This window comes from Facivitalis istanbulensis (assembly GCF_040560405.1).
Taxonomy (GTDB): domain Bacteria; phylum Pseudomonadota; class Alphaproteobacteria; order Sphingomonadales; family Sphingomonadaceae; genus Sphingomonas; species Sphingomonas istanbulensis.
The window spans coordinates 1-17,024 of sequence record NZ_JAVSCQ010000002.1 but is presented as its reverse complement, the minus strand read 5'-3'; the positions used below and the strand labels follow the sequence as shown (position 1 = coordinate 17,024).

The 17,024-nt window shown below is 66.6% G+C and carries 13 protein-coding genes, 1 tRNA gene and 2 pseudogenes; 8 read left to right on the top strand and 8 right to left on the bottom strand.

The features are described from left to right. Positions 1 to 66: 66 nt before the first annotated feature. From RN629_RS01550 to RN629_RS01535, 4 genes are read right to left on the bottom strand one after another with little or no spacing between them, the layout of a single operon-like run. A complete protein-coding gene (locus tag RN629_RS01550; protein ID WP_407033507.1) occupies positions 67 to 1,101 on the bottom strand; it encodes a sulfate/molybdate ABC transporter ATP-binding protein in 1,035 nt (344 codons plus the stop codon). Beyond that, positions 1,098 to 1,943: a sulfate ABC transporter permease subunit CysW gene (gene cysW / locus RN629_RS01545; RefSeq protein WP_407033506.1), complete on the bottom strand. Its 846-nt coding sequence runs from the start codon at positions 1,941 to 1,943 to the stop codon at positions 1,098 to 1,100. Before cysW ends, RN629_RS01550 begins: the two co-directional genes overlap by 4 nt. After that, positions 1,940 to 2,770 carry a sulfate ABC transporter permease subunit CysT gene (cysT, locus tag RN629_RS01540; protein ID WP_407033505.1) on the bottom strand — a complete coding sequence of 277 codons (831 nt, stop codon included), beginning with the start codon at positions 2,768 to 2,770 and terminating at the stop codon, positions 1,940 to 1,942. Before cysT ends, cysW begins: the two co-directional genes overlap by 4 nt. A gap of 5 nt (positions 2,771 to 2,775) precedes the next feature. After that, complete coding sequence (locus tag RN629_RS01535; RefSeq protein ID WP_407033504.1) at positions 2,776 to 3,810, bottom strand: sulfate ABC transporter substrate-binding protein; 1,035 nt, start codon at positions 3,808 to 3,810, stop codon at positions 2,776 to 2,778. 205 nt (positions 3,811 to 4,015) lie between these two features. Between RN629_RS01535 and RN629_RS01530 the strand changes: the two genes are divergently transcribed. After that, positions 4,016 to 5,455 carry an NAD-dependent succinate-semialdehyde dehydrogenase gene (locus RN629_RS01530; protein ID WP_407033503.1) on the top strand — a complete coding sequence of 480 codons (1,440 nt, stop codon included), beginning with the start codon at positions 4,016 to 4,018 and terminating at the stop codon, positions 5,453 to 5,455. A 46-nt stretch (positions 5,456 to 5,501) separates the two neighbouring features. Here RN629_RS01530 and RN629_RS01525 read toward each other — a convergent pair whose 3' ends face one another. Beyond that, complete coding sequence (locus RN629_RS01525; RefSeq protein WP_407033502.1) at positions 5,502 to 5,933, bottom strand: winged helix-turn-helix transcriptional regulator; 432 nt, start codon at positions 5,931 to 5,933, stop codon at positions 5,502 to 5,504. A gap of 51 nt (positions 5,934 to 5,984) precedes the next feature. Between RN629_RS01525 and RN629_RS01520 the strand changes: the two genes are divergently transcribed. From RN629_RS01520 to RN629_RS01510, 3 genes are all read left to right on the top strand, one after another. Beyond that, the gene (locus tag RN629_RS01520; protein WP_407033501.1) at positions 5,985 to 6,593 is read left to right on the top strand and encodes an NAD(P)-dependent oxidoreductase; all 609 of its coding nucleotides are present in this window, start codon (positions 5,985 to 5,987) and stop codon (positions 6,591 to 6,593) included. A 143-nt stretch (positions 6,594 to 6,736) separates the two neighbouring features. Beyond that, positions 6,737 to 6,812, top strand: a tRNA-Lys gene (locus RN629_RS01515). A 304-nt stretch (positions 6,813 to 7,116) separates the two neighbouring features. Then, positions 7,117 to 8,823: a M14 family metallopeptidase gene (locus RN629_RS01510; RefSeq protein ID WP_407033716.1), complete on the top strand. Its 1,707-nt coding sequence runs from the start codon at positions 7,117 to 7,119 to the stop codon at positions 8,821 to 8,823. Between the two features lie 103 nt (positions 8,824 to 8,926). Here the strand turns inward: RN629_RS01510 and RN629_RS01505 are convergent, their stop codons facing one another. Next, positions 8,927 to 10,474, bottom strand: a complete 1,548-nt coding sequence (locus RN629_RS01505; protein WP_407033500.1) for an alkaline phosphatase D family protein — start codon at positions 10,472 to 10,474, stop codon at positions 8,927 to 8,929. Between the two features lie 212 nt (positions 10,475 to 10,686). On the opposite strand from RN629_RS01505, the gene RN629_RS01500 reads away from it, so the two are divergent. From RN629_RS01500 to RN629_RS01485, 4 genes and pseudogenes are all read left to right on the top strand, one after another. Next, positions 10,687 to 11,139, top strand: coding sequence for a MarR family winged helix-turn-helix transcriptional regulator (locus RN629_RS01500; protein ID WP_407033499.1), 453 nt, complete (start codon positions 10,687 to 10,689; stop codon positions 11,137 to 11,139). Next, on the top strand, positions 11,136 to 12,539 hold the full coding sequence (locus RN629_RS01495; protein ID WP_407033498.1) for an efflux transporter outer membrane subunit: 1,404 nt from the start codon (positions 11,136 to 11,138) through the stop codon (positions 12,537 to 12,539). The genes RN629_RS01500 and RN629_RS01495 overlap by 4 nt, the downstream gene beginning before the upstream one ends. Next, positions 12,536 to 13,694, top strand: a pseudogene (locus RN629_RS01490) (efflux RND transporter periplasmic adaptor subunit). The gene RN629_RS01495 and the pseudogene RN629_RS01490 overlap by 4 nt, the downstream one beginning before the upstream one ends. Continuing rightward, positions 13,694 to 15,253 (top strand): DHA2 family efflux MFS transporter permease subunit, encoded by a 1,560-nt coding sequence (locus tag RN629_RS01485; RefSeq protein WP_407033497.1) that lies wholly within the window; start codon positions 13,694 to 13,696, stop codon positions 15,251 to 15,253. The pseudogene RN629_RS01490 and the gene RN629_RS01485 overlap by 1 nt, the downstream one beginning before the upstream one ends. Positions 15,254 to 15,518: 265 nt before the next feature. Here the strand turns inward: RN629_RS01485 and adhP are convergent, their stop codons facing one another. Both adhP and RN629_RS01475 read right to left on the bottom strand, forming a co-directional pair. Continuing rightward, positions 15,519 to 16,550, bottom strand: coding sequence for an alcohol dehydrogenase AdhP (gene adhP, locus RN629_RS01480; protein ID WP_407033496.1), 1,032 nt, complete (start codon positions 16,548 to 16,550; stop codon positions 15,519 to 15,521). 355 nt (positions 16,551 to 16,905) lie between these two features. After that, a pseudogene (locus RN629_RS01475) lies at positions 16,906 to 17,024 on the bottom strand (IS5-like element IS711 family transposase); the annotation flags it as partial.

Sequence of the window (17,024 nt, the reverse complement as noted above, 5' to 3'; positions counted from 1 at the left end):
GGCAAATGGCGAAACGACCATCAGGGATTATTCGCCCACCCCGTTCTCGCCACCACCCAAAAAAGTCTAGAAAATCCGGTAGCGGATGGGGCGAAGCAGGATCGTGTCCCCGACCGACATGGGCGCTTCGCCGGGCAGGTCGAAGGTCAGCGGCTCCGCCACCCCGTCCATCTCGGCAGTCAGGCGCAGGCTGCGTCCGATCGAGCGGCGCGTCAGCACGCGGACCGGGAAGGCGTCCTCCTCGCCCGGTGCCGCCTGCTCGACATCATGCGGGCGGACGTGCAGCACGCCCGCTCCCTGCCCTCGCGCCGGGTCCGCCATGGTCGCCAACCCATCGCCGATCACCGCGCGCCCATCCTGGCGGGTGACGGGCAAGCTATTGGTCTCACCGATGAAGGATGAAACGAACGCGGTGGCGGGCGCGGCCTGCACCTCATCGGGCGTTCCGACCTGTTCGATCATGCCGCCGCGCATGACGACGATCCGGTCGGCGAGTTCCAACGCCTCTTCCTGATCATGGGTCACGAAGATGGTCGTCAGCCCGGTCTCGTCATGAATGCGCCGCAGCCAGCCGCGCAGATCCTTGCGGACCTGGGCGTCCAGGGCACCGAACGGCTCGTCGAGCAGCAACAGGCGCGGCTCGATCGCCAATGCGCGGGCGAGCGCCACACGCTGGCGCTGGCCGCCCGACAACTGGGCGGGGAAACGGTCCCCCAATTGGGGCAACTGGATCAGTTCGAGCAGGTCGGCGACCTTGGCCTTGATCGCCGCCCTGGCGGGCCGATCGCGCCGTTTGCGCACCGTCAGGCCAAAGGCGATGTTTTGCGCCACCGTCATATGGCGGAACAGCGCGTAATTCTGAAAGACAAAGCCGATCCGCCGTTCGGCCGCCGGCGTGCCGGTCATGTCCTGCCCCTCGAACGACACCCGGCCTTCGTCGGCGAAGTCGAGGCCCGCGATGGTCCGCAACAACGTGGTCTTGCCCGATCCCGAAGGGCCGAGCAGCGCAAGGAATTCGCCCCGCCGGGCCTCCAGCGACACCCGGTCGAGCGCGGTGAACCCGCCGAAGCGGCGCGAGATATTCTCGACGGTGATGCTCAATGCGCGGATCCCGCCCGATGGATGCCGAAACGCCATTCCAGCACGGTCTTCACTCCCAGAGTCACGAGCGCGAGCGAGGCCAGCAGCGATGCCACCGCGAACGCGCCGACAAAGTCATATTCATTATAGAGAATCTCGACATGCAGCGGCATCGTATTGGTAAGTCCTCGGATATGCCCCGACACCACTGACACCGCGCCGAACTCGCCCATGGCGCGCGCGTTGCACAGCAGCACGCCGTACAGCACGCCCCAGCGGATATTGGGCAGGGTGACATGCCAGAAGGTCTGCCACCCGCTCGCCCCCAGCGATCGCGCGGCCTCCTCGTCGTTGCGTCCCTGCTCCGCCATCAACGGGATCAGTTCGCGCGCGACGAAGGGGAATGTGACGAAGACGGTCGCCAGGACGATGCCCGGCACCGCGAAGATGATCCGCACACCGTGCTCGGTCAGCCAGGGGCCCAGCCATCCCTGTGCGCCGAACAGCAGGACGAAGATCAGGCCGGACACCACCGGTGACACCGAGAAAGGCAGATCGATCAGCGAGATGAGAAGGCTTTTGCCGCGAAAGTCGAACTTGGCGATGGCCCAGGACGCGGCGATGCCGAAGACCGTGTTCACCGGCACCGCGATCGCCGCGACCAGCAGGGTCAGGCGGATCGCCGCCAGCGCATCGGGATCGGTCAGGGCATTAACGAACACGCCCCATCCTCTCGCCAGCGCGCCCGCGAAGACCATGGCGAGCGGCAGGAACAGGACCAACGCCAGGAACAGAATGCCAATGCCGATCAACGTCCGCCGCGCCCATGGGCTTTCGACGGTGGTGGGGTTGGCATTGCTCATCGCGCGCCCCGCTTCGCCCGCCAGGCCTGGAGCAGATTGACGAACAACAGCATCGCAAAGGACAGGACCAGCATCACGCAGGCGATGGCGGTCGCGCCGTCATAATCAAACTGTTCAAGCTGGGTGATGATGAGCAACGGCGCGATCTCCGACTTGAACGGCATATTGCCCGCGATAAAGATGATCGAGCCATATTCCCCGACGCCGCGTGCGAAGGCGAGCGCGAAGCCGGTCATCAGCGCGGGGGCGACGGCGGGCAGGATGACCCGCGCGAAGGTCTGGGCGCGCGTCGCGCCAAGGGTCGCGGCGGCTTCCTCCACATCGCGGCCCAGATCGGCCAGCACAGGCTGCACCGAACGAACGATGAAGGGCAAGCCGATAAAGACCAGCGCGATGGTAACGCCCAGCGGGGTATAGGCGACCTTGATCCCCAACGGAGCCAGCAGCGAGCCGATCCAGCCATTGTCCGAATAGAGCGAAACCAGCGCGATCCCCGCCACTGCCGTCGGCAGTGCGAAGGGCAGGTCGACCGCCGCATCGATCAGCGTCTTGCCCGGAAAATCATAGCGCACGAGGACCCAGGCAATGAGCAGCCCGAACACCGCATTGACGGCCGCCGCCGCCAGTGCCGCGCCAAAGCTCAACCGATAGGCGGCCAGCGCGCGGGGCGACAGGCCCACGGCGGCAAAGGCCTCCCACCCCATACCGGCGGCACGCAGCAACAGCGCGGACAAGGGAACCAGCACCACCAGCCCCAGCCAGAACAGCGTCATCCCCATGGTCAGGCCAAAGCCCGGCAGCGCCGAACGACGCGTCGATCGCAACACCGGGATCAGCGTCCCTTGCCGCCCGCATAGATGGCATCGAACACGCCGCCATCGGCGAAGAATCGTTTCTGCGCCGCCGCCCAGCCGCCAAAGTCGCGGATCGTCACCATCTCCAGCTTGGGGAAGCTGGCGGCATGGCGCGCCAGCACGCCCTCGTCGCGCGGCCGATAGAAATTGCGCGCGGCGATTTCCTGTCCCTCGGGGGTGTAGAGGAATTTCAAATACGCCTCAGCCACCTGTTCGGTGCCATGCGCCTTGGCATTGGCGTCGACGACCGCCACCGATGGCTCGGCCAGGATCGACAGCGACGGCACGACGATGTCGAATTTACCGGCACCCAGTTCCTTTTCGCACAACAGCGCCTCATTCTCCCAAGCGATCAGGACATCGCCCAGGCCGCGCTCGACAAAGGTCGTGGTCGCCCCGCGCGCGCCGGAATCCAGCACGGGAACATGGGCATAGAGATTGGCGACATAGGCCTGGGCCGCCGCATCCGATCCGCCGCCCGCTTTCTTCCCATAGGCCCAGGCGGCCAGGAAGTTCCAGCGCGCGCCGCCGCTGGTCTTCGGGCTGGGCGTGATGACCTGCACGCCCGGCTTCACCAGATCGGCCCAGTCGCGAATGTGCTTGGGATTGCCCTTGCGGACCAGGAAGACGATGGTCGAGGTATAGGGCGCGCTGTTGTCGGGCAGGCGAGTTTCCCAATTGGCGGGCAGCAACCTGGCGCGCTCGGCGATCGCGTCCACATCATAGGCGAGCGCCAGCGTGACGACATCGGCCGACAGCCCGTCGATCACCGATCGCGACTGCTTGCCCGACCCGCCATGGCTCATGCGGAACGTGATGGCCTGGCCGGTCCGCTCCTTCCATTGCCGGGCGAAGGCAGTGTTGACGTCCTTGTACAGTTCACGCGTCGGATCATAGCTGACGTTCAGCAGTTCGACCGATCCCTTGCCGCCGCCATTGCCGCCCGAACAGCCGCTCAGGCCGATCGCCCCGATCATCAGCGCGGCCATCGCGGCCGGAAATGGTCCTCGCATTTGGACGTATCCCTTGTCGTTTCGTCGCATACCCTATCTCGATCCCCCCGATAGGAAATGCCGGAATGCTTGGGACGCACAAAGCCCCGCTTTTGCTCCGTCATACTCCGCTCCCTGGTCGATTTGACCGCCCCGCCCCCTTGCATCCGCTCGGGCAAAGGCCGATCTCGCGGCCGCATCAATCCCCGCCTTCGAAAGGACGCGCATGACCGCCCCGCAATTTGACGTGAAGAACGGCCTCTATATCGGCGGCGAATGGCTGGGCCCCGAAGGGCGCGAGACGCAGGTCGTGCTGAACCCCGCCACCGGGCAACCGCTGGGCGAGCTGCCGCTCGCCACCACCGCCGACATGGACCGCGCGCTGGAGGCCGCCGCGCGCGGTTTCGAACAATGGCGAAAGACCGCCCCGCAGGAACGCGGCGCCGTTCTGGCCCGTACCGCCGCGCTGGTTCGCGAACGCGCCGAGGAACTCGCCCTGCTCGCCACGCTGGAGGAAGGCAAGCCGACCGCCGAGGCTCGCGGTGAGGTTGCCGCCACCGCCGCGCTGCTCGATTTCCATGCGGGTGAGGCGGTGCGCATCTATGGCCGCGTGCTGCCGCGTCCCACCGGCACCCGCTCGCTCGTGCTGCAACAGCCGGTCGGCCCGGTCGCGGCCTTCTGCGCGTGGAACTTCCCGGTGATGAACCCGGTGCGCAAGATCTCGCCTGCCGTCGCCGCCGGTTGCTCGGTCATCCTGAAGCCCAGCGAGGAAACCCCCGCCAGCGCGATCGCGATCATGCGCTGCTTCCAGGACGCAGGCCTGCCCGGCGATGTCGCGCAGCTTGTCTTCGGCGTACCGGATGCGGTGTCGCGCCACCTGCTCGCCTCGCCCGTCACGCGCAAGCTCAGCTTCACCGGGTCGGTGCCGGTCGGCAAGCATCTGCTCAAGCTCGCCGCCGACACGGTGATGAAGGCGACGATGGAACTGGGCGGGCATGGCCCGGTGCTGGTCTTCGACGATTGCGACCTCGACAAGACGCTCGACACGCTGGTCACCCACAAATTCCGCAATGCGGGGCAGGTCTGCGTCGCCCCCACCCGTTTCCATGTGCAGGAGGGCATTTACGAGCGCTTTACCAAGGGCTTTGCCGAGCGGGCCGCCGCGCTGAAGATCGGTGATGGCCGGTCATCCGAGACCCAGATGGGCCCCATGGCCAATCCGCGCCGTCCCGAGGCGATCGGCGCGATGATCGAGGACGCGGTGCGCAGCGGCGCGCGGATGCTGACCGGCGGCGCGGCCAGGAGCGGCGACGGCTTCTTCTTCTCGCCGACCGTGCTGGCCGATGTGCCGCTCGACGCCAAGGCGATGAACGAAGAACCGTTCGGCCCGATCGCGCTGATCCGCCCCTTCGCCACCACCGAGGATGCAATCGCCGAGGCGAACCGCCTGCCCTTCGGCCTGGGGGCCTATTGCTTCACCGAAAATGGTCGTCGCCAGAACCAGCTGGCCGATGAGATCGAAGCGGGCATGGTCGCGATCAATACCGTACGGCTGAGCTGGGCGGACGCGCCCTTTGGCGGGGTCAAGGAAAGTGGCTATGGTTCGGAAGACGCGCCCGAAGGCATCGCCAGCCACATGATCACCAAGTCGGTTCACATCGTCTGATGACCGGGGGCCCGGCGGTAAACGCGCCGCCGGGCCCTTCCTCCCCTTATTCCCCGATCCGGGCCCGATAGGCCGCGCGCGCCGCCTCCACCGCCGCTTGATGGCGGTCGGCCCAGCGGACAAGCCCGCGCATCGGTTCGAGAAACGAGCGCCCCAATTCGGTCAGCCGATATTCGACGCGTGGCGGCACTTCCGGATAGACGGTACGGTGGACGAACCCGTCCTCCTCCAGGCGTCGCAGCGTGCGCGACAGCATCTGTTTCGACACGTCCCCGATCCGCCGCAACAGCGTGTTGAAGCGCAGCGTCTCCGGCTCCAGCGCGGCGAGCACCAACAGGCTCCACTGGTCGCCGATCCGGTCGAGAACATCGCGAATCGGGCATCCGCCCTCGCCGGTCAGCAACGGCGGCGGGGCGGTCAGTTCGGTGTGACCTTGTCGCTGGAAACTGACGTCTTGCGGGAGATCATGGCTCGGCATAGCTCAATGGTCTACAAAGTGGACCATAGGGTCAAGACGAAAGGAACGACTATGAACATCGCTCTCATCGGTGCATCGGGAAATGTCGGCTCACGCATCCTGAAGGAATTGTCGGATCGCGGGCATCGCGTCACCGCCATCGCCCGTCATCCGGAACGGATCGCCGCACTTCCGAGCGTGACCGCCGTGGCAGGCGACTGGCAGGATTCGGCCACGCTTGCCGACACGCTGCGCGGCCATGACGCGGTGATAAGCTCGCTGCCCTTCCAGTCTCTCGACGTCGCGGCGCTGGTCGACACGGTCCGCGCCTCCGGTGTGTCGCGCTTTCTGGTGGTCGGTGGCGCGGGCAGCCTGGAGGTCGCGCCCGGCCAGATGCTGATCGATCAGCCCAGCTTCCCCGATGAGTATAAGCATGAGGCGCGCCCAGGGGTCGCCTTCCTGCACTATCTGCGCACGGTGAACGATCTCGACTGGACCTTCCTCTCGCCCTCCGCGCTGTTCGTCCCCGGCGAGCGGACGGGGCAATTCCGTCTGGGCACCGACACGCTCCTGTCCAACGAGCAGGGCAGCAGCATCTCGTATGAGGATTATGCCATCGCGATGGCCGACGAGATCGAACAGCCGCGCCATATCCGCCAACGCTTCACCGTCGGCTATTAAGGCTGCCGAGCGACCGGGTCCGCCCAGCGGTTCCCGGTCGCAAGAAAAATGTCAAAAAACCCTCTTGGCAGGTCGGACCCGCCCGGCTAATAGCCCCCCACCAGCCGGGGACATCGCTCCCCGCCGTGCCACACACCGGCATTGGACGCATAGCTCAGTTGGTAGAGCAGCTGACTCTTAATCAGCGGGTCCTTGGTTCGAGCCCAAGTGCGTCCACCACTCCATATCCACTCAATCCCGATGGCTCAAGGCTTGACCATTCGAAGCGTATGTCGGGTCGAATCCACTTTGGATGGGCCGATCCCAACCCGCATTGTTGCGGAATGCCGTCGTGCGACTAGAAATGATGCGCGATACCGTACTCCGTACTGGATGAACGATATGTCATAATGTAACAGCCTCCGCCGGTTTCCCTTGATGTGAGGCGGATGTGCGCTCCCTGTCCCTGATCGCCGCCCGGTGCCTGAGCCTGGTCTTCGGCCTGCCCCTTCCCCTCGCGGCGCAGGCGATCGCGGATGCGCCGATGCCCCAACTGCCCCCAGCCCGTCCCTGGTCGGGCGCGAGCGAGGCGTTGATCGTGCCGCCCGGCGACCCATGGATCACCCCCGCCGAGGCATCCGGCTTCCAGACGAGCCCGCGCTTTGCAGAGGTCCGCGCGTTCATCGATCGGCTGACGGCCGCCTCTCCACTGTTGACCGTGCATCGTTTCGGCAGGACGAGTGAGGGCCGCGACCTTCTCTATGTCCGGGCCAGCAAGGGCGGCCCGGACAAGCCCGTGGTGCTGGTGCAGGCGGGTATTCACGCGGGCGAGATCGACGGCAAGGATGCCGGACTGATGCTGCTGCGCGACATCGCGGTACGCGGCAGGGCGTCGCTGCTCGACAAGGTTGATCTGATATTTATCCCGGTGCTGAACATCGACGGGCATGAGCGGATGAGCGCGTTCAGCCGTCCGCACCAGCGCGGCCCGGCGGAAAAAGGGCTGCGCGCCAATGCGCGCAACATCAACCTGAACCGCGATTATGCCAAGCTGGACGCGCCGGAGACCCGCGCCGTCGTCGCGCTGCTGCGCGAACTCGACCCCGCGCTCTATATCGACCTGCACGACAGCGACGGGTTCGATCACCAGTATGACGTCACCTTCACCTATGCCGGTTGGGGTCGCTATGCCCGGCACCGCGCGACGGCGGACTGGTTGCAGCAGCGCTTTACCCCGGCCGTCGAAGGCGCCCTGACCCAGGCCGGGCACATTCCCGGCGTCTATCCGAGCGCCATCGATCCGCGCGACCCCGCCAAGGGTATCCGCTTCAGTCCCGAGGGGCCACGCTATTCGACGGGCTATGGCGACTTTATCGGCGTGCCGACGGTGCTGGTCGAAAACCATATGCTCAAGTCGTTTCGCCAACGGGTGCTGGGCACCTATGTGCTGATCGAAGCCGCCATGACGCTGGTCGCGCGGGAAGCGCCGGCGATCGCCGCGGCCAAGGCGAAGGATCGCGCGATGCGCCCCGCCACGCTGATGACCCGCTGGGCGCCGATGGCGGAGCCGATCGGGTCGATCGATTTCAAGGGCATGGCCTATGACCGCTATGTCTCCCCCGCCTCGGGCCGGGCCGAGCAACGCTGGCTGGGCCAGCCGCGCCACTTGCCGATGCCGATCATCGGCCAGGCTGCGACCGAAACCGTCCGCCTGCCCGCCGCCTGGTGGATACCGGCCGAACAGACCGAGGTGATCGAACGGCTGCGATGGCATGGCGTGGCGATGGAACGGATCGACATGCCTCGGACCCTGGTGCTGGACGAGATCCGGCTCAGCGACGTGAAGCCGTCGCCGCCGGGAGACGGACGCTATCCGATCAGCGCGACCTTCCATCATCAGGCGCGCGAGCGGATCGTGACGGCGGGAAGCGTCCGCGTGGCCGCCGACCAGCCGATGGGCCTGCTCGCCGCCGCGCTGCTAGAGCCGGAAAGCCAGGACTCGTTCCTGTCATGGGGATTCTTCCCCGAGATGCTGAGCCCGCCGGTGCGCAGCGAGCCCTTCGTCTTCGCGCCGATCGCCGACCGGATGCTGGCGCAAGATCCGGCACTCAAGGCAGCGTTCGACGCGAAGATCGCCAGCGATCCCGGCTTCGCCGCCGATGGCGATGCGCGGCTCAACTGGCTGTTCGACCGCTCGCCTTATCGCGATCCGTTCGTGCTGGTATACCCGATCCTGCGCGAAGCCTCCTAGGCGAGGAGGTCCGTGATCCCGGCCCATGTCGGGATCACGATGACCGCGCCCTTCACGCCCTTCCTCCCTGTGCAGGAGAGGAAGGGATTTCGTGTCGGCGGGCTCAGGCGATCGACAGCTTTGCCTCCCCGGCCGCCACGGTCGCGGTGGCCAGCGTGACCACGGGCGCATCGGGCGTCGACACACTGCGCACCGCACGGAACCGTGTTTGCCAGGCATCGCGCCCGACTTCGCAGATCGAATAGCCCCGCCGGTCGGCGGTGTATTTCAGATAGGGATTGTCGGCCATGATCCGGTCATTGCCGACCCGGACATCCGCGCCATCACCGCCCGAGGAAATGGAGGTGGTCACGAACTCCACCGCCCTGGCCTCGCCCGTGCCGCTGCGCGTGCGCAACTCGCCCGCAAAGGTCTGATGCTCGTCGCCGGTCAGGACCACCGCGTTGCGGCCACCCAGCATCGCAATCAGCCTTTCGCGCGGCGCGTCATAGCCCGCCCAACTGTCCATGTTGCGGATCGGTTCGGGCGCGTCACTGGTCCGCCGGTCGAGCGGCATCACCATCACCTGCTGAGCGATCGCGTTCCAGCGCGCCTTGCCTTCCGCCAGATTGGCCGCCAGCCATTTCTCCTGCGTCTGGCCCATGACCTGCGCCGCCGGATCGCGGACGCCCGCGCAGATCGGCTTGAACCCGTCATCGCAAGGCTGGTCCGAACGGAAGCTGCGCGTGTCGAGCAGGTGAAGATCGAGCAGGTCGCCCACCCGCGCGCGGCGATACGCGGTCACGCCCTGCGGCGTGGGCATGGCGCTGCGCCGCACCGGCACATGCTCGTACCAGGCCTGGAGCGCCATCGCGCGCCGCAGCGCAAAGTCCTGCGGCGGCGTGCCATTCTGGTCGATCAGCCCGACCCAGTTGTTCTCCACCTCGTGATCGTCGAAGGTCGGGAACCAGGCCGCAACGGCGTGCGCGGCCTGAAGATCGGTATCCAGCTTATACTGGGCGTAGCGCCGCCGATAATCGGCGAGATCGTACAGCGTCTGCCCGATATGCTCGCGGACGAAGCGGCGCGGCTTGCCATCATAGCTGAAGGCGAGCGGTGAATCGCGGCCTTCATAGATATAGTCGCCATAATGGAAGACGAAGTCGGGCCGCTCTTCGGCCATATGGCGGTAGGCGGTATAGAGTCCGTCCTCATAATGCTGACAGCCGACGACCGCGAACCGCACCTTGTCGAGCGGCGCGCCTGCGGGCGGCAGGGTCCGCGCCATGCCTTTGGCCGAACGCTCCCGGCCGACCTGGAAACGATACCAATAGGGGCGCGCCGCCTCCAACCCGGTCACTTCGACATGCACCGAATGGGCGAGTTCGGGGCGCGCAAGCGCGGTTCCCTTGGCGACGATGTCACGCATCCCCTCGTCCCGCGCGACCTGCCAGTCGACCGCGACCGGCGCCATCGGCATCCCGCCATGCTCGGCGAGCGGATCGGGGGCAAGTCGCGTCCAGATGACGAAACCATCCGCCGCCGGATCGCCCGCCGCGATGCCGAGCCGAAAGGGATAGGCGGCAAAAAGCTGCTGCGCGCGCAGAATCGCCGGCGCGCCGCCCAGCAGCACGGCACCGCCCAGCACATGGCGTCGGGTCAACCCGATCATGCCGCGACTCCGACACGGTCGCGTGCGGCAAAAAACTCTCTGCGCATCACCATACTCCAACGATCCGCAGCGGATTAAAGGATATGATGTTACGCTGCGATGACAGAAACAGCGATCCGGCGATGATTTGGGCGGCGGCGGCGCACGATGAAAAAAAATCATCATGCCGACACGGAATTGACTGCCTCAGCAATCATTGCCAAAGCAGCAACATGGTGATTCAAGAACTCGATGATTTCGATCCGGAACGCTCGGTCGGCTATCTGACCAAGCGTGTGTTCCAACTCGCCCGGATCGGGATGGAACCGCTATTCCAGGATGAGGAGGTGACTCACGTCCAGTGGAGCGTGCTGATGGCGTTGCTCGTCGGCCTGAGCCAGACCGCGGCGGAACTAGCCCGGCATCTCTGCCACGACACCGGAGCGACGACGCGCATCGTCGATACGCTGGAGGAGCGCGGCCTGATCGAACGCAGCCGCTGCACCGACGATCGGCGGATCGTGCGCCTGCGCTTGACCGACAGCGGCGTCGCGGTCGCGCGCCGCTGCAAGGAAAAGGTCGTGGCGCAATGGAATATCTGGCTGTGCGACTGGACATCGGAAGAGGTCGATCAGTTCATCGGCCATCTCCTGCGGCTCCGCAACCGGCTGGAGACGATCGCATGAAGCGGTCGGCATGGGCAATCGGGCTGCTGCTGGCGGGCTGTTCGGTGCCGCAATCGCATCCGGCGGTCGCGCCGGTCACCCCCGGCCGGATGGCGCTGGGCACGGCACAGGCTCCGATCATGGCCCCCGACTGGTGGCGGGCGATGGGCGATGCGCAGCTCGACCGGATCGTCGGCGACGCGCTGTCGGGCAATCCTTCGCTCGATGTCGCGCTCGCGCGGCTGCGGCAGGCGGAGTCGGTGCTGGCCAGCCGCCGTGCCGATGACGGCCCCAATGTCTCGCTCGACGCGCAGGAACAATATAGCCGGATTTCGGGCCGCTACACGATCCCGCCGCCCTATGCGGGTTCGACCCTGTGGCTCGGCCAGGCGCAGGCCAATCTGAACTGGACGATCGACCTGTTCGGGCGACAGGCCGCTGCGATCCGCGCCGCCCGTGCCTCGACACAGGCCGCCGCACTCGACGTCACCGCCGCCCGGCTGGCGATCGCCGGTTCCGTCGTGCAGACCTATGTCGAACTCGCCCGGGCCGAACGGCAGGCCGCGATCGCGCGCAACACGATCGGCACCCGCGCCAACGCGCTGAAGCTGACCCAGGCGCGCATTCGCAACCATCTGGCGAGCAAGCTGGACGCCACGGGCGCGGAGACGCTGCTGGCGCAGGCACAGGTCGCGCTGGCCCGAGCGGAGGCGCAGGCCGCCTTGTCGCGCAACGCGCTGGCGGCGCTGGCCGGGCGTGGGCTCGACTATCCCGCGACGATCGCGCCGACCCGCGTGGCGTTCGACACCGCGCTTCCCCTGCCCGCGACGGTGCCCGCCGATCTGCTCGCCCGGCGACCCGACATCGCCGCCGCGCTTGCCCGGATCGAAGCCGCAAGCGCCGGGCAGGAGGTCGCGCGCAAGGCCTTCCTGCCCAACGTCAACCTGATGGCCCTAGCGGGATTCCAGGCAGTGGGCCTCGACAAACTGTTCAGCGGCGATGCGCGCACCATCGGGGCGGGCCCAGCCATCCATCTGCCGATCTTCGACAATGGGCGGCTGCGGGCCGGACTGGCCGGCGCGACCGCCGCGCTCGATCTGGCGACGGCGGATTACAACAACCGGGTGGTCGGCGCGGTGCACGAGGCCGCCGATGCCGTCACCCGCAGCCGGACCATCGCGACGGAACGGACCCGGCAGGCCGCGGTGGTGCGCGGGCTGGCCGAGACGCGCCGCCTGAACGCCATTCGCGTGTCCAGCGGGCTTCAGTCGCAGCTCGGGCTGATCGATCCCGACATTCGCCAGCTGGAGGCCGAACAGGCCGACGCCAATCTCGCCGCCGACGCGGTTCAGGCGCGGATCGCGCTTGCCGTGGCCATGGGCGGCGGCTTTTCCTCTTCTTCGCAAGGTACCACGCAATGAGCGACACCGCAGCCCCCTCCCCCGCCGCCGCGCGGGGCAGGCCCCGGGCCCGCCGCACCGGCCTGACCATCCTGGCCGCCGTGGTGCTGGCCGCCGCGATCCTGTGGGCGGTATTCCATTTCCTGCTCGCCAAGCCGGAGGAGGAAACCGATGACGCCTATGTTGCGGGCGACGTGGTGTCGATCACCGCGCGCGATCCGGGCATGGTGCTCGCCATTCACGCCGACAATACCCAGACGGTGAAGGCGGGCTCCCCGCTGCTCGACCTCGACCCGGCGACGGCCGATGTCGCGCTCGCCTCGACCGAGGCCGAACTGGCCCGCGCCGTGCGCGCGACCCGTGCCGACTTCACCAAGGTGAACCAGAGCGGGGCCGCCATCATCCAGGCCGAAGCCGAGCTGGCGCGCGCGCGACGATTATGTCCGGCGTCGCGGCGCCGCCGCCGAGGGTGCGGTGTCAGGCGAGGAATTGTCGCATGCCGCCGACGCGGTGAAGGTCGCCAACGCCAACCTCACCCTCGCGCGCGCGCAGGCCGCACAGGCCCGCAGCGCGGTGCAGGGGACCCAGGTGTCGACCAACCCCGCCGTCATGGCCGCCATCGCCGCCTATCGCCGTGCTGCGATCACCCGCAACCACATGCATATCGTCGCGCCGATCGACGGCGTCGTCGCGCAGCGCACCGTGCAGGTGGGGCAGCAGGTCTCGGCGGGCACCCCCCTGATGGCGGTAGTGCCGCTCGATCGCCTCTGGGTCGACGCCAATTTCCGCGAGACCCAGCTGAAGGATCTGCGCATCGGCCAGCCAGCAACGATCGTCGCCGACATGTATGGCGGCAAGATCGTCTATCACGGCAAGGTCATCGGTCTTGGTGCCGGAAGCGGCAACGCCTTCGCGCTGCTGCCGCCGCAGAATGCCAGCGGCAACTGGATCAAGATCGTGCAGCGCGTGCCCGTGCGCATCGGCCTGGACGCGAACGAACTGCGCCGGAACCCGCTGCGCGTCGGCCTGTCGGCGACGGTCACGGTCGACACCGCCGAACAGAGCGGACCGCGGATCGGCACCGCCGCGACCCAGGCCTATAAGACGCAGACGACGGACGCCAACGATCCCGCGGTCGAAGCCCAGATCGGGCAGATCATCGCGGCCAATCGCTGATGGCGGCCGCACCGGCTCGGGCGGGTGCGGGCGATGGCCCCGCCCCGCTGACAGGCCCGACGCTGGCGCTGGTCGCCTTTGCGCTGGCGCTGGGCACCTTCATGCAGGTGCTGGACTCGACCATCGCCAATGTCTCGCTGCCCACCATCGCGGGCAATCTGGGCGTCAGTTCGGACAATTCGACCTGGGTCGTCACCGCCTTCGCCGTCGCCAATGGCGTGGCGGTGCCGCTGACCGGCTGGCTGATGGGCAAGTTCGGCGTGGTGCGAACCTTCTGCGTCTCGGTACTGCTGTTCACCATCGCCTCCTTCCTGTGCGGCATCGCATGGGACCTGTCCTCGCTGATCGGCTTTCGCGTGTTGCAGGGCGCGGTGTCGGGGCCGATGATTCCGGGCAGCCAGGCACTGCTGATCGCGATCTTCCCGCCGCAGAAGCGGTCCACCGCGCTCGGCATCTGGTCGATGACGACGTTGGTGGCGCCGATCATGGGGCCGATCCTGGGCGGCTACATCTCCGACAATTATCACTGGAGCTGGATCTTCCTCATCAACGTGCCGGTCGGCCTGTTCTGCGCAGGAATTTGCTGGCGCGGGCTGTCCGCCCGAGAGACGCCGACCCGCAACCTGCCGATCGACAAGGTGGGTCTGGTGATGCTGGTCATATGGGTCGGTGCGCTGCAGATGATGCTCGACCTGGGCAAGAATGACGACTGGTTCCACTCCACCCGGATCGTGGTGATGACGGTGGTTGCGGTCGTCGGCTTCATCGCCTGGCTGATCTGGGAGTTGACCGACGCCAACCCGGCGGTCGACCTGTCGCTGTTCAAGGGGCGTAATTTCAGCATCGGGACGCTGGCCTTCTGCCTGGGCTATGCGGTGTTCTTCGCCAACACGTTGCTGCTGCCGCTCTGGCTCCAGACGCAATTGGGCTATACCGCGACCTGGGCCGGGCTGGTCGCCGCGCCCAGCGGCGCGGTGGCGGTGGTGCTGACCCCGCTGGTCGCCCGCCTGTCGGGCAAGGTCGATGCGCGGATCATGGCGACCATCGCCTTCGCCGCCTTCGGCCTATCCTATTGGATGCGTTCCGGCCTCACCACATCGGCCGCGTTCAGCGACTTCGTGCTGCCGCTGATGGTGCAGGGCATCGCGATGAGCACCTTCTTCCTCGCGATGCTGACCATCGCGCTGGACGGCGTGCCGCAGCATCGCATCCCCTCCGCCACCGGCATCTCCAATTTCGCGCGGATCACGGCGGGCAGCTTTGCCGCGTCGCTGACCACGACGATGTGGGATCGGCGCGAGGCGATGCATCAGGCGCATCTGTCCGAGGCGATCGGCCAGAACCCGGTGTGGCAGATGGCCCGCACGGGGCTGAACCATCTCGGCCTGACCGATACGCAGGCCGCCGCCGCGGTGACACGGCAGATGGTCGGACAGGCCTATCTGATGGCCTCGACCGACATCTTCTATGTTTCGGCCTGGCTGTGCATCGTGCTGGCCGCGCTCACCTGGTTCACGCGGCGACCCAAGCCGCACCATGGGCCCATCGCGGCGGATTAGAGCGGGGTGCTCCCCTCCAGAGGGGGGCACCCGCCCACCGTCGGAGACTGCCGGGGATGCGGGTTGTGGCGCATCTCATCCCGCGATCGCCATATATTGCGGGGCTCGAAAGATGCCCTTCCGGAAGGAGCAAGGCGGTCCCGGGGGGACATGCCCGCGCCATGCAGAACACGAGTCCGGTCCATCATTCAGGAATAGAAGTCCTGCCAGCCGGGCCGGAACGGTGGCCTTATCGCACACCGTCCCGACCCGGCTGACGCAGGGGTTACGCTGCCATGTCGAGGACGACGCGCCCTTCGATCTGGCCCTTGTGCATCCGGTCGAAGATGGTGTTGATATCCTCCAGCTTCGCGGTTTCGATCGTCGCGCGAACCTTGCCCCGGGCCGCGAAGTCAATCGATTCCTGCAGGTCCAGCCGGGTGCCGACGATCGAGCCACGGACCGTGATGCCGTTCAGCACCATGCCGAAGATGTTGAGCGGGAAGTCGCCCGGCGGCAGGCCGTTGAGCGCCACCGTCCCGCCGCGCGCGGTCACGCCGACCGCCTGGGCGAACGCCTTCTCGCTGACCGCCGTGACCAGCACGCCGTTCACGCCACCGCCCGTCTCGCGCTTGATGACCGTCGCCGGATCGTCGTGCCGCGCATTGACGGTGATCGTCGCGCCCAGCCGACGCGCCAGATCGAGCTTCGCATCGTCGATGTCGATCGCCGCGACGTTCAGGCCCATGGCGACCGCATATTGCACGGCCATGTGCCCCAAGCCGCCGATGCCGCTGATCGCGACGAAATCGCCGGGCTTGGTGTCGGTCATCTTCAGGCCCTTATAGACCGTGACGCCCGCGCACAGGACCGGCGCGATCTCGGCAAAGCCGATATTGGCGGGCAGATGCCCGACAAAATTGGGATCGGCAATGACATAATCGGCAAAGCCGCCATTGATCGAATAGCCGGTGTTCAACTGGCTTTCGCACAGCGTCTCCCAGCCGCCCAGACAATGGACGCAGTGCCCGCAGGCAGTGTAGAGCCACGGCACACCGACACGGTCGCCTTCCTTCACATGGGTCACGCCAGCGCCCACCTGGCTGACATAGCCGACACCCTCATGGCCGGGAATGAAGGGCGGGTTGGGCTTCACCGGCCAGTCGCCCTCGGCGGCATGAAGATCGGTGTGGCACACACCCGAGGCCTGGATCGCGACCTGGATCTGGCCGGGGCCGACTTCGGGGACCGGCACCTCATCGATGGTCAGCGGCTTGCCGAACTCGCGAACGACGGCGGCTTTCATGGTTTTGGCCATTATTTCACTCCTGCTCCGTGGGGAAAGGGCGGATGCCGCCACCGTGCGGGGACGGCATCCATGACGCTTGGGAGACGGCGCAACCCCATGCGCCGGGCGAACGCGCCCATGTCGAATGCCGTTGCAGCATTCGATCATCGACGAATCTCGTGGAAATCGGATGGATGTCGGCCCGCATCAGCAGCGGACGGTACAATCTCCGCATCGTCGGACATGCCGCTGCGTCCCACCGGATCGCAGACGATGCTGGATGCTTGTACGCATGGTCTTCATCCACTCCATGTCGGGTCGGGCTTCTATGCCCACCCTTCTAACGAGCGGAGTATCCGTATCTTCCCCTAGGCTTTGTCTGCATTTATCGTAGCCAGATCATGGCGCATGCGAGGTGAACGAAGCCCATGAAGGCGGCGATGGTTTTCTCGCAGCGCAGGGCGATACGGCGGAAGCGCTTGAGCTTGTTGAAGAAGCACTCGA

Excerpts from the sequence above, each read along its gene's own strand:
- cysW (WP_407033506.1), bottom strand. The coding sequence starts at position 1,943 with ATGAGCAATGCCAACCCCACCACCGTCGAAAGCCCATGGGCGCGGCGG.
- RN629_RS01535 (WP_407033504.1), bottom strand. The coding sequence starts at position 3,810 with ATGCGAGGACCATTTCCGGCCGCGATGGCCGCGCTGATGATCGGGGCG.
- RN629_RS01530 (WP_407033503.1), top strand. The coding sequence starts at position 4,016 with ATGACCGCCCCGCAATTTGACGTGAAGAACGGCCTCTATATCGGCGGC.
- RN629_RS01525 (WP_407033502.1), bottom strand. The coding sequence starts at position 5,933 with ATGCCGAGCCATGATCTCCCGCAAGACGTCAGTTTCCAGCGACAAGGT.
- RN629_RS01520 (WP_407033501.1), top strand. The coding sequence starts at position 5,985 with ATGAACATCGCTCTCATCGGTGCATCGGGAAATGTCGGCTCACGCATC.
- RN629_RS01510 (WP_407033716.1), top strand. The coding sequence starts at position 7,117 with ATGCCCCAACTGCCCCCAGCCCGTCCCTGGTCGGGCGCGAGCGAGGCG.
- RN629_RS01505 (WP_407033500.1), bottom strand. The coding sequence starts at position 10,474 with ATGATCGGGTTGACCCGACGCCATGTGCTGGGCGGTGCCGTGCTGCTG.
- RN629_RS01500 (WP_407033499.1), top strand. The coding sequence starts at position 10,687 with ATGGTGATTCAAGAACTCGATGATTTCGATCCGGAACGCTCGGTCGGC.
- RN629_RS01495 (WP_407033498.1), top strand. The coding sequence starts at position 11,136 with ATGAAGCGGTCGGCATGGGCAATCGGGCTGCTGCTGGCGGGCTGTTCG.
- RN629_RS01485 (WP_407033497.1), top strand. The coding sequence starts at position 13,694 with ATGGCGGCCGCACCGGCTCGGGCGGGTGCGGGCGATGGCCCCGCCCCG.
- adhP (WP_407033496.1), bottom strand. The coding sequence starts at position 16,550 with ATGGCCAAAACCATGAAAGCCGCCGTCGTTCGCGAGTTCGGCAAGCCG.